Consider the following 13,361-nt stretch of genomic DNA (forward strand, 5'->3'; position numbering starts at 1 on the left):
TATGCCGTCAACCAGAGACATAAGAAGAAGGATAAAATCGGTCGGGAACATGAAAAAAATTACCCGGGCGATGGAAATGGCTTCGGCCGCGAAAATGCGCAAAGCCATTGAAGCCGTACTCCGCACCCGGACTTACGCCAATTTAAGCTGGGAGACGGTTTTACATTTGTCTCAAACTTCGAACGGCAGTAACGGCTCCGAAGGCCTGCACCCCCTTTTGACGGCAAAGAAAAACGCGAAGCGTATTGGAATAATTTTAGTTACATCCAACCGGGGGCTTTGCGGCGGCTTTAACATGAATGTCATAAAAAAAGTCCACGAATCCATAAAAAAGCACCAATATATCGGCTCGCAAATTGAAATTGAACCGGAAATAATTTTAATCGGTAAAAAGGGCCAGGCGGTTGCCCGCTACTATGGCTATAAGCTCGGCGCCGAGTTCCCGAAAGAGGATTTTGTTACCGAAGTGAATGAAGTTATCCCGATCGCCAAGTTCGCAATCGATGAATATTTGGCCGGGAATTACGACAAAGTAATGGTTGGTTATACGGATTTTGTAAACGCCGCCCGCCAGGTGCCGAGAGTAAAGCAATTATTGCCAGTGGAAGTAGAATATGAAGAAGATCATCTCGGGATTGTCGGAGAGGATACGAGGGTAGGGATTGATAAAAAATTAATGGATGAGAAAAAGGAAAAGCACTTGGCTAAAGCCGAGAACGTTTATGATTATACTTTTGAACCCTCGCCCCGGGAAGTCTTGGACGAGATGGTCCCGCGCTTAATTGAGGTGCAATTGTTCCAAGCGCTCTTGGAATCAAATGCATCTGAACACAGCGCCCGGATGGCCGCCATGCACCAAGCGACCGAAGCGGCCGGCGATATGATCGACGAGTTAACGCTCTTTTATAACAAGGCGCGGCAAGCCGGCATTACCCGCGAGATCGCGGAAATTTCGGCTGGGGCGAATGCTTTGGTTGAATAGCTGAAAAAGAAAAACCCCCTGACGGACAGAGGGCTTATAAAGTGGTAAATCACGGGCGATGCTTTGGCGAATTTTACGCCATGGCACGAATCGCGGGGGCACTGGCTGGACTCGGCGTCATCTCTCCGAGGGAATTACTTCTTTGTCTTCGGGGACGCCAACAAACCAACCCAGGCAATGGATTGCATTAAAGGAGTCGTACGAAAATCCATCGGCGCCCAGGGAAGCTGCCTCTATGAAAGCCTCACATTCCGAAAGCTTAACCACCGGTTCGGGAAATTTAGTGCAGTACTCTCCTATCGCCGCACTTTTTTCCGAAAGGTAAAATCTTCCGCCGGGCTTGATCTTACTAAAGGGCGTTTTTGAAATCTCCATTATCTTCACCTCCTTTCTGTGATGTAATAAAGAACATTAGGCTAGTAAGCTTATAATATTTTATATAAAATGTAAATATAGATGACTTAAAAAATATGGCAGAAAAAACAATAGGAAAAATCAAACAAGTGATCGGCGCGGTAATTGACGTCGAATTTCCCGGAGAACTTCCGGAAGTTTTTAACGCGCTGGAAACCACTAACAACAAAGGGGAAAAGATTATTTTAGAAGTCCAGCAGCATACCGGCGGCAATACAGTGCGCGCCATTGCCATGGGCTCAACCGACGGCGTAAAACGCGATACAGACGTTATAAACACCGGCGCCGGAATAACCGTCCCGGTAGGTCCGGAAACTTTGGGGCGCATCTTTAACGTTTTGGGTGAAGTAGTAGACGGCGGCAAAGAAGTAGTAACCAAAAAACGCTATCCGATCCACCGCCCGGCCCCTTCGTTTGCCGAACAGTCAACTAAAATTGAAATTTTAGAAACCGGCATTAAAGTTATTGACCTAATCTGCCCGATCGCCAAAGGCGGAAAAGTCGGAATGTTCGGCGGCGCCGGCGTAGGAAAGACTGTTATCATCCAGGAATTAATCAATAACATTGCCAAACAGCACGGCGGTTATTCCGTCTTTGCCGGAGTCGGCGAACGGACCCGGGAAGGAAACGACTTATATCATGAAATGAAAGACTCGGGCGTAATCGATAAATTGTCCATGGTCTTTGGTCAAATGAACGAACCGCCGGGAGCCCGCGCCCGGGTGGCATTAGCCGGCCTCTCCATTGCCGAATATTTCCGTGACGAACAAAATCAGGACGTACTCATGTTCATCGATAATATTTTTCGTTTCACTCAAGCCGGTTCCGAAGTATCGACGCTTTTAGGCCGGATGCCTTCGGCCGTAGGCTATCAGCCGACTCTAGCTTCGGAAATGGGAGAATTACAAGAACGGATTACCTCAACCGATAAAGGCTCGATTACTTCGTTCCAGGCGGTTTATGTTCCGGCTGACGATTTAACCGATCCGGCCCCGGCTACGACTTTTGCCCACCTTGATTCAACTATCGTACTCTCCCGCAGTCTGACCGAATTGGGCATCTATCCGGCCGTTGATCCGCTCGACTCTTTTTCCATAATCTTAGATCCGAAGATTGTCGGCGAAGAGCATTACAAAGTATCTTTGGGAGTGCAGAGGGTGTTGCAGCGCTACAAGGATTTGCAGGATATTATCGCCGTACTGGGAATGGAAGAGCTGTCAGACGAAGATAAAACTATCGTGGCTCGGGCGAGAAAAATCCAAAGATTTTTGTCCCAGCCCATGAGCGTGGCCGAAACTTTTACCGGCCGGCCGGGTAAGTATATTAAGCTCTCGGACACTATCCGCGGCTTTAAGGAAATTTTGGACGGCAAGCACGACGACAAGACTGAAGGCGATTTCTACATGCGCGGCGGGATAGAGGACGTAGGAAAATAATTTAAGACAAGCCATGGCAGGCGTTCAATCGCGGATTTTATGCGGCGCCAGGATAATCAATAAATAAGCCATCAATATGGCCGATCAAAAAACTATACAATTTGAAATAGTCACCCCGGAAAGGGAGCTGTTAAAAGAACAGGTAATCCAAGTTACGGTTCCGACCAAGTCCGGGGAAATTACGGTTTTGCCCAACCACATCCCTTTAGTTTCAGTTTTAGTTCCGGGAGTGATTGAAGTGAAACTGGCTAACGGAAATTATGAAGTAATGTCGGTTTCCGGCGGTTTTATCGAAGTCTTGAAAGACAAGGTAGTGATTTTAGCCGATACGGCCGAGCGGGCCGAAGAAATTGATATTTCGCGCGCCGAAGAAGCAAAACAGCGGGCGGAGAAGACCCGGGAAAATCTCGAAAGATTTGATCAGGAGCAATTTGCCGATATTGCCGCGAAGATTTCTAAAGAATTGGCGCGCACCCGGGCGGCGAACAGATGGAGAAAACTAAGAGAGAACATCAAATAAAACGATTCAATTTTTTAAGACTTTTAAAAACGGCCCATTAATTATCGGGGCTGTTTTTTTGTAATATCCATCATCCTCGCCCGTCATCATAGGCAACAATAGAATAATAATTAATAAGTCTCTGAATTAAATAGCGGAGAAATTAATAGCAAGGAAGCAAGGTGAGAAAATAAAGGGGGCGCTGTTTAAAGATGAGCGAAATTTATATGAGAAATAAAACACTTTTGTCAGCATTGGGAGCAGTAATGATTGTTGGCTTGTCGTTAGGATTGGTTCCGGCGGCTTTGGCCGCCACTCCGGTTCTTACCGCTATCAATCTGACACCCGCGGTAGTAGCCGTTGGTGCGACCCACCAATTTACGGCCTCGCCTTTAGACCAATTCGGAAATCCAATTGCGGCGACTCTAACCTGGACATCAAGCAATACTACGGTAGGAACAGTTAACGGAAGCGGTTTGTTTAGCGCCTTAGCGGCTGGGCCTGCCACCGTAACCGCTACGAGCGGTTCGGTAAGCGGTACCGCCGGAGTATCGGTTACAAGCATGCCAGCCGGCAACAATGGCCATGAAGAAGAGAATGAAAATGAAGGAAATGAAAACGAAAGGGATCATAATAATCAGGGCGAGGAGAGTCATGAAAATGAAATGGAACATCATAACTGGCGTGATTGGGGTGAAGATGGAAATGGAATGAACCATCAGAATCCGAATGTAAGCTCGGAATCACCTCATCAAGACGATTAAGCGCCTGTATTGCCCGAGTTTGACCGAAAAACCAAAGCATAAAACACTAATGCGGCTATAAGCATTGGTGTTTTTATATTGACTTTTTGTTTTTTTAGTAATATATTATTTAATAGTTTAATTCAGGTAATAATTTTTTTGTATGGCTCATAAATGCAAATCTTTGGTTATTCATTGCATGGATTTCCGGCTGGTGGAAAGTATCCGCGACTGGATGAAAAGCGAGGGAATGCTTTGCGACGCGGACGTAGTATCTTTAGCCGGAGCCGGAAAAGAACTTTTGACTGATGGAGCCGGACGGGAGATTTTATTAAAACAAATCGAACTGTCGGCTAAATTGCATCACGCCACACAGGTAATTTTACTCCACCATTCCGATTGCGGCGCTTATAAGGCTAGTTATACTTTTAATTCTTTTGACGAAGAAAAGGCCCGGCACTCCGAAGACATGACTAAAGAAGCGGAAATAATTAGAGAAAAATTTCCGGAAATGGAAGTTATTAAAGTGCTGGCGATCATGAAAGACGGGGAAGGGAAAGAGGTGGAATTTGAGAAAATGTAAGGTTTTCAATAGTTAAGTTGGTTTAGGAGGTTGACGGGAAGATAATTTAATGGTATATATGCAACAAGTTCGTAGGCGGTCTACGGGCTTGTTTTAGAATAATTGGACTGCACATTCAAATCGGAGGAATAAGAAGTGAAAAAACATTCCGCATCTGCAACTATAACCCATCCAGCTTATCTGGATGAAGTTTGGACGGGTCAAAACGGAAACGCTTTTCTTAAGAGCCTGAAAGCTCATGGCTTTTCCGAATCGTTCCCTTGTGCCAGGGGTTTTTTCGAAGCTTTTGCAAATGTACCGGAGGGGATTGTCTGCTCTGATGAAAGAGTTAGAATCCCCAGGATGGTAACCCTCGACTTTGTCGCCCAGCTCTTGTTAGCTGACGAAGAAGATCTGGATAGGTTTGTGCATGTTTATAAAGGAAGGTTGCCGCTCATCTTCAGCCACAGCAACTGTGGCGGCTCCCTGGCGAAATACGAAGAACTCCGGCAATTCGGAAACCTTCCAAAAGGTACGCACCCTGATGATGTGGCAATTGCCCATACCCAAAAGCTGGGTCGTGAACTTGAGTCTCACTACAGCCACCTCGTCATTAATGATGCTCCTCACACGGCCCGGGGGGTGTTCGTGGACGGAACCGGGAGATTGGATAGCTGGGCTCTGGACGCGCCGCCGTTCTTTAAGTCCAGCGCCGCCGGATGTGGGTTGAGCCCCGAATTTATCCTTAAGGAGGTAAGCACAATTTGCTCTATTGCCCGGGGCGGACACAGCTTTGGCGCCCGGTTTACGCCTGACCGGCCATTCTACGTGCTGGTTACCGCGAAGGACGATCGGCAACGCAAGGCGCTTCACGACCTCTGTGAAGAGGTTGCAGAGGCGCATAACGGATGTGTCAAGGTCGGTTCGTGGTCGCCGGAATAACCCGGAGAGCGCAACCATATTTAGATCGCCGCGGAAGCAAGGAGCTCCGCGGTATTTTTTTGGTTTTGGTGAAAAAAATTTGGCTAATATTTAAACAAAATTAGCTTCTAAAAAGATGGGAAAGAAGGGGCTTGACAAAGGCTGTTCTTGTGCTAAAATATGAACACATTTAGCAGTCTATTGGCTTAAGTGCTAATAGCTGTTTTCGAAAATATTAATTATTTTTTGCCTGGGCATGGAGCGTAATGCTGCATGTCCCCGGGTATTGAAACTATGAATATCAAACCTCTGCACGACAACGTGATTGTAAAACCAATCTCCGAAGACGAAGTGACTAAATTCGGATTAGTCATCCCGGAAACGATCGACAAGGAAAAACCGGAAAAAGGCGAAGTGATTGCTGTCGGCGCCGGAAAAATTCTAGATAACGGCCAGCTCGCCCCAATGAGCGTCAAAGTCGGCGATAAAGTAATGTTTAAAAAATATTCGCCGGATGAAATTAAGATTGACGGGAAAGAAGTTTTAGTAATCAGTGAACGGGATATAATTGCAATTTTAGGTTAATAAATTTGATTATTAATTTTTAGCGTGTCATGCACGAATACTGCTCATGTCATGCACAATAAATAACTATGGCAAAACAAATAATTTTTAATGAAGAAGCCAGAGCGAAATTGAAAGCCGGAGTCGATAAGCTGGCTAACGCGGTTAAAGTTACTTTGGGACCCAAAGGACGGAACGTGGTAATTGATAAGTCTTACGGCGGACCGACGGTTACTAAAGACGGCGTTACCGTTGCCAAGGAAATCGAACTGGAAGATAAATTTGAAAATCTTGGCGCCGAAATGGTTAAAGAAGTAGCTTCAAAGACCAATGACACGGCCGGCGACGGAACAACCACCGCTACGGTTTTAGCCCAGGCTATGGTCGAAGAGGGGATTAAGCTTGTTTCTTCCGGCATTAACCCGATTGAAATCCGGAAGGGCATGGAAAAGAAAGTAGCCGAAATTGTCGCTAATTTAAAAAAAATGTCCAAGCCGGTAACTACTAAGGAAGAATGGGCCCGGGTAGCTTCGATTAGCGCGAACGACGCTGAAATCGGCCAGATTATTGCCGAAGCTATGGAATCAGTCGGCAAAGACGGCGTCATTACGGTTGAAGAAGGCCAGTCATTCGGCGTTGAAAAGGAAGTGGTGGAAGGCATGCAATTCGACAAGGGTTACGTAACTCCATACATGGTAACCAATGCCGAAGAAATGAAAGCCCAATACGACGAACCTTATATTCTAATCACTGACAAAAAAATCGCGTCAGTCCAGGAAATTCTTCCGATCCTGGAAAAAGTCGCCCAGTCTGGCAAAAAAGAAATCGTTATTATTGCCGACGATATCGAAGGCGAAGCTTTGACGACTTTTATCGTTAATAAGCTCCGCGGGACTTTTAACGTTCTAGGCATTAAAGCGCCGGGCTTTGGCGACCGGAGAAAAGCGATGTTGGAAGACATCGCCGTTTTAACCGGCGGAAAAGTAATTACCGAAGAACTTGGCTTAAAATTGGACAGCATTGAAATTACCGACCTGGGCAAAGCGAGAAAAGTAGTGGCGACCAAAGAAAATACCACTATCGTAGAAGGAAAAGGTGATCCGAAAGCGGTAAAAGATAGAGTGGCGCAAATCCGGAAAGAAATCGAAAACACTGATTCAGATTATGATAAAGAAAAATTGCAAGAACGTTTGGCTAAGTTAGCCGGCGGAGTGGCGGTCATAAAAGTAGGCGCCGCGACCGAAACCGAAATGAAAGAAAAGAAAGATAGGATTGAAGATGCTTTAAACGCGACTCGCGCCGCGGTTGAAGAAGGTGTCGTGCCTGGCGGCGGACTGGCTCTAGCCATTGCCGGAAAAGCCTTTGACGAATTAATGGAAAAGAAAAACGGCAACCCCGGAGCCCATATTATTGACCAGGCGATCTTAGAACCGATCAAGCAAATTGCCGCTAACGCCGGAAAAGACGGCAGTCTGATTTTATACAATATCATCCGCGAGCATAAACAGGGCAATACCAATATCGGCTATGACGCCGCCTTGGACAAGTTTGTGGATTTAATCGAAGCCGGAATCATCGACCCGACTAAAGTCGTACGCCTGGCTTTGGAAAACGCCGCTTCAGCCGCTATCATGTTCTTAACCACTGAAGCCGTAATTACCGACAAGCCGGAACCCAAAGACCATAATCATGGCGGCGGAGCCGGAATGCCGGGAATGGGCGGTATGGGCGGAATGATGTAATTTAGAGCCAATTTTATAGAAAAAGCATCTCGAGAGAGGTGCTTTTTTGTTGCCCGTTAAGCGGTTTTAGCGTATAATGGAATAAGATAAATTTTTCAAAAATATGGATTCCAAGCGCTACATCAATATTAATATCTCTACTATTACCCTGATAAAGGTGCTTATAATCGGCTTCCTGATTTATATTTTGTTTCTAATCCGGGACATCTTGGTTGTCTTTTTTATTTCCCTAATTTTCGCTGCCGCTATAGGCCCGGCAGTCGATTGGATGCAGAAGCGGAAAATACCGCGGACTTTGGGAGTAGTTTTTATTTACCTGGCCTTATTCATTTTAATCGGTTCAGTAATTTACTTAATCATCCCGCCGATTACCACCCAGATGAAAGAGCTGTCAGATAATTTTCCCCAGTACGTGGAAAAACTGGCGAATGGCACTTCCTTTTTAGGAGGGTACCAGGGGAATGTCGTTTCCAGCATAAAAGGCGCCCTGGACGCCATAAAAGATAATCTGCAAAATAACGCCGGCAGCGTCTTTTCCACCGTTTCTAATGTCTTCGGGAGTATATTTTCTTTCTTTCTGGCTTTAGTTATTACTTTTTACATGGCGGTGGAAGATAATGCCATGAAAAAAATCGTCCGTTCGATTGTCCCGTTTAAGCACCAGCCGTATGCCTTAAACTTAACCACCCGGATGCAAAAAAAGATCGGCCTTTGGCTAAGAGGGCAGCTGATTCTATGCCTCTCTGTCGGAGTTTTAGTCTATATCGGCTTATCAATCCTGGGCATAAAATACGCCCTGGTCCTCGCTCTAATCGCCGGCATAACTGAATTCGTCCCCTATATGGGGCCAATTATCGGCGCTGTTCCCGGAGTTATCATTGCTTTTTCGGTTTCGCCCATGCTCGCTTTAATCGCGGCCGCGTTTTATTACCTGGTCCAGCTGACGGAAAACAATATTTTAGTGCCGAAAATTATGCAAAAGGCTGTCGGCTTAAATCCGATCGTAAGCATCGCGGTTTTATTAATCGGTTTTCAGCTGGCGGGAATTGCCGGGGCGATCCTTTCCATTCCGGTAGCGACGGCGGCGAGCGTTTTTATCCAGGATATTTTTGATCACCGCCTGGCCGAAGAATAAAAAATTATTATGACTATTTTGATAAATAGAATAAATCAATGAGTTTTGGCGTAATTCATAGTATGATTGAGATTGCGAACCTCACCAAAAAATTAGGCAACAATACAATTCTTGATAATCTCTCTTTTTCCGTAAGAAAGGGGGAGATTTTAGGTTTTTTAGGTCCGAACGGGGCCGGAAAAACCACTACCATGAAAATAATTACCAGTTTTTGGGCGCCCACCAGCGGCCAGGTTTTGATTGACGGCGCGGAAGTCGTAAAAAATTCTTTAGACATCCGGTCAAAAATCGGCTATTTGCCGGAAACCGTGCCGCTGTACGAGGACATGAAGGTAAAAGAATATTTGAAATTCGTCGCTGAAATCCGCCGGATTCCCAAAGAAAAAACAGCCGGGCGGATAAAAGAGGTGGTTATGGCCTGCGGGTTAAAAGAGGTATATGACCGGCTGATTGACGAATTATCCAAGGGCTACCGCCAAAGAGTGGGGTTGGCCCAGGCAATAATCCACGACCCGCAGATTCTAATTTTAGACGAACCGACGACCGGCCTGGATCCCAACCAAATCGCCGAGATCCGGGAATTGATAAAAAATCTCGGAAAGGAAAAAACCGTAATTTTTTCCACCCATATTTTACAGGAGGTTGCGGCGGTTTGCGGCCGGGTAATAATTATTAACAAAGGAAAAATCGCCGGGGAAGGAACGCCCGAAGAATTAATGAACCGCGCCGGAGGGAGAGAACTGATTTACGTAAAAATAAAAGGCGCGCGCGAGTCAGTGCTGGAAAAAATTAGAGCTTTAGAAAATGTGATCCGCGCCGACGCGGCGGACAAAGAGGCTCTGGATATCTACGGCTATTCAATTGAACCCAAGCCGGGAGTTGATCTGCGCGAACAATTATCAAAGACGGTTATGAATAACAATTGGAGTATTTTGGAATTCTCCAAAAAATCAGCCACCCTGGAAGATGTGTTTAGGGAATTAACCAAGTAAGAGACAGGGCTGGCAGTTTGTCTTGCCGCCGGCTTTTATAAAAATAGGCGTAAGTATAAAAAAATGCTTAAAGAAATCGGCTGCAAAAATATATATATTTTATTTAAAAAGGAGTTATGGGCTTATTTTAATTCGCCGATTGCCTATATTTTTATTGCCGTATTTTTGGTTGCCGGAAACTGGCTTTTTTTCAATTCCTTTTTCATCTCCGGCCAGGCCAGCTTAAGAAATTATTTTTCACTTCTTCCCTGGATGTTTTTATTTTTAGCTCCGGCTTTGACTATGCGCCTTTGGGCCGAAGAAAAAAAATCCGGCACGATCGAGTTCCTTTTAACCCTGCCGGTTACTGACTCCGAAGCGGTTTTAGGAAAATTTTTCGGCGCTTTGTCATTCCTTTTTATCACGCTTTTACTGTCTGTAAGCGTCCCCATAAGCATCGCCTTTTTAGGAAGCGTTGATATGGGGCCGGTAGCCGGCGGTTATTTGGGCGCTCTTTTTCTAGGAGGATCATATCTGGCGCTCGGACTTTTTATTTCTTCTTTGACGAAAAATCAAATTATCGCTTTTATTCTGGCCTTGGCGGCCTGCTTCTTGTTTTTTATGGCTGGGGCCGACTTTGCCGTTTCCAGCGCCCCGCAATTTTTACAGCCGCTAATGCAGTTTCTGGGGCTGGGCAGCCATTTTTATAATATCGCCAAAGGGGTAATCGATACCAAAGACATTATTTATTATCTGTCGTTTATGTTTTTATTTTTATGGTTAAACGCCAAGATGATTGAAGCCCGCAAGTAGCAATAATTTTAGGATAAGCAGATATGGAAAAATTCGGATTTTATGGAAGATAAAAAATCGTTAATATGATGGACAAAGTTAAAAAGCTGAAAATCGCCAAAAAATTAAATCTTTCGGTTACGATTGTCTTGGTAATCGCGATTTTGGCGGTTATTAATTTCATTTCTTATAAAGCATTTTTCCGGTGGGACATAACCGAGTCGCATGATTTTTCCATTTCCAAAGCTTCAAAGACAACCGCTGGGGAGCTGGATGATGTAGTTAATATTAAGGCTTATTTTAGCAAAAATTTGCCTAGCCAATTCTTGAATTTAAAGCAAGAAGTGGCCGATATTTTGAGCGAATACCAAAGCTACAGCCAGGGAAAAATTAAGGTGGAATTTATCGATCCTGGGAATGACGAGGAGATGAAGAATAAATTATATCTGGCCGGCATTCCGCCTCTGCAGCTGAATGTTTTAGAAAAGGATAAATATCAGGTGGTGCAGGGCTACTTGGGGCTGGCTATTAGCTACGGTGATAAAACCGAAGCTATTCCGGTGGTAAAAAGCTCTGATGATTTAGAATACCAGATTACCACGGCCATTAAAAAAGTGTCTGGCAAGGAATCGCCGGTAATCGGCTATTTAACGAGCTATGGAACCATTCAGCCGGAAGAAGCGAATACGGCTCTGGCGGAATTAAAGAAAATATATGAAGTCCAAAATATTGATCTTAAGGCCGCCGGCCAGATTCCCAAAGAAATTAAGACTTTAATAATCGCCGGCCCTAAAGAAAAATTTGGAGACAAGGAATTGAAGGCGGTCGACTCTTATTTGAGTGGCGGCGGTTCAATTCTTTTACTCATTGACGGGGTTAACGTCGGCCAGGGGCTAACCGCCGAAAAGAATGAGACTGGCCTGGAAAAGTTATTGGAAAAATACGGAATTAGGGCCAATACCGACTTAATCGCCGATCCGCAATCAGGAGTCGCTTCGTTTAACCAGGGCTATATCACTTTTTCCGTCGAATATCCGTTTTGGCCGAAGATTTTAAAGGGCAATTTCGATAAAAACGTGTCGGCGGTTTCTAATCTCGAAACCGTAATTCTCCCCTGGGTTTCGAGTATCGATGTAATTCCCGATAAGATGAATAAAGACAACAGAGTTTCTAATTTAATTATGAGCTCGGAAAAATCTTGGCGGGTTGCCGGCGACTATAACATCAGTCCGCAGGGAATAACTATGCCTAAAGAAGGCGCAGGCTCTTACAGCTTGGCGGTTTTAGCTTCCGGAAGTTTTACTTCGGCTTATGACGCAAAAAAAACCTTCAATTCAAAGATTGCGGTGGTTGGAGACAGTGATTTTATCCGCGAAAATTTTGCCGGCAACGCGCCCGACAATTTGGCCCTATTCCAGAACCTAACCGATATTTTAAGCCTGGATGAGGCTTTAATAAATATCCGGTCCAAAGGAGTAACCAGCCGGCCGGTCAAGGAGTTGAGCGAAGCGGGGAAGGCGGGGATTAGGTACGCAAACGTGTTTGGCATGACAATAATCATCGTCGGGCTGGGGGCGCTAAGGTATATAACAAGAAGGAGAAAAAGGCAGGTAAATAAGGATTTTGATAGTTTCTAATTTTTTATTCATGAAAAAAAATTTATACCTGTTGATATTATTGATAATTTTAGCCGGAGGCGCCTATTTATACGAGGGGCCTTTTCAAAAATGGAATGAATCGCGGAAGGCGCCGAAGAATTTTTTGAATACCATTAATTTTGAGTCAGCGGATAAAATAGAAATAATTAGAACCGAAAAGACCGAGGTTTTAAATAAAGACGGCGAACGCTGGAAATTGGATGATGGAAAATTCTACGCTTCTAGTGAAGCGGTTAGCGCCTTAAAGGAAAGCTTTCAGAAAGCCCAGTCGTCCCGGTTTGAAATCGCGAGCGCCAACAAAGAAAAAAAAGGCGATTTTGATTTAACTAAAGAATTCGGGACTGAAGTTAGAATGTCTTCGGGGGGCAAGGCGATTGGCGATTTTTTGATCGGCAAGCTTACAAGCGATTACATGGGCTCATATATCAGCCAGCCGGATAGCGCCGATTCGTACATGCTCCCAGTCGCGCTAGCCAGCGCATTCTCTCCTTATGAGTGGCGCGATTTGTCCATTTTTAAAATTTCCAAAGAGAAAATTGAAAAATTAAGATTCCAATATCCGGATCGGGAGTTAAAATTCGAAAAAAAAGACGGCGGGTGGCAGGTGGTTTCGCCGGAAAAATTTAAAGCCGAAGATACAGCCGTCGACGAGGCATTGGCCGCTCTTGCCGGCCTTAATGCTGAAGCTATCCCGGCCCAAAGTTTTTCCGGCACTGATTTGGAAAAGCACTTAATTATTGTCGAAGCCCAAGGATCCGAAGGAAATTTTACTTTAATGATCGGGAAGGACAACGGCCGCGGCCAATATTACGCTAAGCGCGGAGATTCGGAGAATGTCTATTTAATCGGCAAAGCCAACCGGGATTTGTTTGATAAAAAGATCGGGGATTTTAAATAGTAAACGGAAGACAATAAAGGCCGGCCAAGAAGCCGGTTTTTTGT

Annotated in this window: 14 protein-coding genes; 13 read left to right on the top strand and 1 reads right to left on the bottom strand. The window is 45.0% G+C overall.

Translation table 11 applies throughout. The annotated features are described in order from the left end of the window. Position 1: 1 nt before the first annotated feature. Complete coding sequence (gene atpG, locus WC715_03740) at positions 2–982, top strand: ATP synthase F1 subunit gamma (GenBank protein ID MFA6171530.1); 981 nt, start codon at positions 2–4, stop codon at positions 980–982. Positions 983–1,099: 117 nt separating this feature from the next. Here atpG and WC715_03745 read toward each other — a convergent pair whose 3' ends face one another. After that, positions 1,100–1,357 (bottom strand): hypothetical protein, encoded by a 258-nt coding sequence (locus WC715_03745; GenBank protein MFA6171531.1) that lies wholly within the window; start codon positions 1,355–1,357, stop codon positions 1,100–1,102. Between the two features lie 95 nt (positions 1,358–1,452). On the opposite strand from WC715_03745, the gene atpD reads away from it, so the two are divergent. The 12 genes from atpD (at position 1,453) to WC715_03805 (ending at position 13,317) form a co-directional block, all read left to right on the top strand. Beyond that, complete coding sequence (atpD, locus tag WC715_03750; GenBank protein ID MFA6171532.1) at positions 1,453–2,832, top strand: F0F1 ATP synthase subunit beta; 1,380 nt, start codon at positions 1,453–1,455, stop codon at positions 2,830–2,832. 76 nt (positions 2,833–2,908) lie between these two features. Beyond that, positions 2,909–3,352, top strand: a complete 444-nt coding sequence (atpC, locus tag WC715_03755) for an ATP synthase F1 subunit epsilon (protein ID MFA6171533.1) — start codon at positions 2,909–2,911, stop codon at positions 3,350–3,352. A 206-nt stretch (positions 3,353–3,558) separates the two neighbouring features. Next, on the top strand, positions 3,559–4,095 hold the full coding sequence (locus tag WC715_03760; GenBank protein MFA6171534.1) for an Ig-like domain-containing protein: 537 nt from the start codon (positions 3,559–3,561) through the stop codon (positions 4,093–4,095). Between the two features lie 142 nt (positions 4,096–4,237). After that, entirely contained in the window at positions 4,238–4,657 is a 420-nt protein-coding gene (locus WC715_03765; GenBank protein ID MFA6171535.1) for a carbonic anhydrase, read from the top strand. A gap of 135 nt (positions 4,658–4,792) precedes the next feature. After that, entirely contained in the window at positions 4,793–5,578 is a 786-nt protein-coding gene (locus WC715_03770; GenBank protein MFA6171536.1) for a hypothetical protein, read from the top strand. A 273-nt stretch (positions 5,579–5,851) separates the two neighbouring features. Then, positions 5,852–6,142, top strand: coding sequence for a co-chaperone GroES (locus WC715_03775; protein ID MFA6171537.1), 291 nt, complete (start codon positions 5,852–5,854; stop codon positions 6,140–6,142). A gap of 68 nt (positions 6,143–6,210) precedes the next feature. Beyond that, entirely contained in the window at positions 6,211–7,863 is a 1,653-nt protein-coding gene (gene groL, locus WC715_03780) for a chaperonin GroEL (GenBank protein MFA6171538.1), read from the top strand. 103 nt (positions 7,864–7,966) lie between these two features. After that, entirely contained in the window at positions 7,967–8,998 is a 1,032-nt protein-coding gene (locus WC715_03785; protein MFA6171539.1) for an AI-2E family transporter, read from the top strand. Positions 8,999–9,060: 62 nt separating this feature from the next. Next, positions 9,061–9,990: an ATP-binding cassette domain-containing protein gene (locus tag WC715_03790; protein MFA6171540.1), complete on the top strand. Its 930-nt coding sequence runs from the start codon at positions 9,061–9,063 to the stop codon at positions 9,988–9,990. Positions 9,991–10,053: 63 nt separating this feature from the next. After that, positions 10,054–10,782, top strand: coding sequence for an ABC transporter permease subunit (locus WC715_03795; protein ID MFA6171541.1), 729 nt, complete (start codon positions 10,054–10,056; stop codon positions 10,780–10,782). A 65-nt stretch (positions 10,783–10,847) separates the two neighbouring features. Beyond that, a complete protein-coding gene (locus WC715_03800; GenBank protein ID MFA6171542.1) occupies positions 10,848–12,398 on the top strand; it encodes a GldG family protein in 1,551 nt (516 codons plus the stop codon). Between the two features lie 10 nt (positions 12,399–12,408). Then, positions 12,409–13,317, top strand: coding sequence for a DUF4340 domain-containing protein (locus WC715_03805; GenBank protein ID MFA6171543.1), 909 nt, complete (start codon positions 12,409–12,411; stop codon positions 13,315–13,317). Positions 13,318–13,361 lie beyond the last annotated feature (44 nt).

The sequence above is a fragment of the Patescibacteria group bacterium genome (assembly GCA_041661505.1).
Taxonomy (GTDB): Bacteria; Patescibacteriota; Patescibacteriia; order Patescibacteriales; family JBAZCA01; genus JBAZCA01.

What these genes read in the sequence shown, in the direction of transcription:
- atpG (MFA6171530.1), top strand. Translation starts at nt 2, where the DNA reads ATGCCGTCAACCAGAGACATAAGAAGAAGGATAAAATCGGTCGGGAAC.
- WC715_03745 (MFA6171531.1), bottom strand. Translation starts at nt 1,357, where the DNA reads ATGGAGATTTCAAAAACGCCCTTTAGTAAGATCAAGCCCGGCGGAAGA.
- atpD (MFA6171532.1), top strand. Translation starts at nt 1,453, where the DNA reads ATGGCAGAAAAAACAATAGGAAAAATCAAACAAGTGATCGGCGCGGTA.
- atpC (MFA6171533.1), top strand. Translation starts at nt 2,909, where the DNA reads ATGGCCGATCAAAAAACTATACAATTTGAAATAGTCACCCCGGAAAGG.
- WC715_03760 (MFA6171534.1), top strand. Translation starts at nt 3,559, where the DNA reads ATGAGAAATAAAACACTTTTGTCAGCATTGGGAGCAGTAATGATTGTT.
- WC715_03765 (MFA6171535.1), top strand. Translation starts at nt 4,238, where the DNA reads ATGGCTCATAAATGCAAATCTTTGGTTATTCATTGCATGGATTTCCGG.
- WC715_03775 (MFA6171537.1), top strand. Translation starts at nt 5,852, where the DNA reads ATGAATATCAAACCTCTGCACGACAACGTGATTGTAAAACCAATCTCC.
- groL (MFA6171538.1), top strand. Translation starts at nt 6,211, where the DNA reads ATGGCAAAACAAATAATTTTTAATGAAGAAGCCAGAGCGAAATTGAAA.
- WC715_03785 (MFA6171539.1), top strand. Translation starts at nt 7,967, where the DNA reads ATGGATTCCAAGCGCTACATCAATATTAATATCTCTACTATTACCCTG.
- WC715_03790 (MFA6171540.1), top strand. Translation starts at nt 9,061, where the DNA reads ATGATTGAGATTGCGAACCTCACCAAAAAATTAGGCAACAATACAATT.
- WC715_03795 (MFA6171541.1), top strand. Translation starts at nt 10,054, where the DNA reads ATGCTTAAAGAAATCGGCTGCAAAAATATATATATTTTATTTAAAAAG.
- WC715_03800 (MFA6171542.1), top strand. Translation starts at nt 10,848, where the DNA reads ATGATGGACAAAGTTAAAAAGCTGAAAATCGCCAAAAAATTAAATCTT.
- WC715_03805 (MFA6171543.1), top strand. Translation starts at nt 12,409, where the DNA reads ATGAAAAAAAATTTATACCTGTTGATATTATTGATAATTTTAGCCGGA.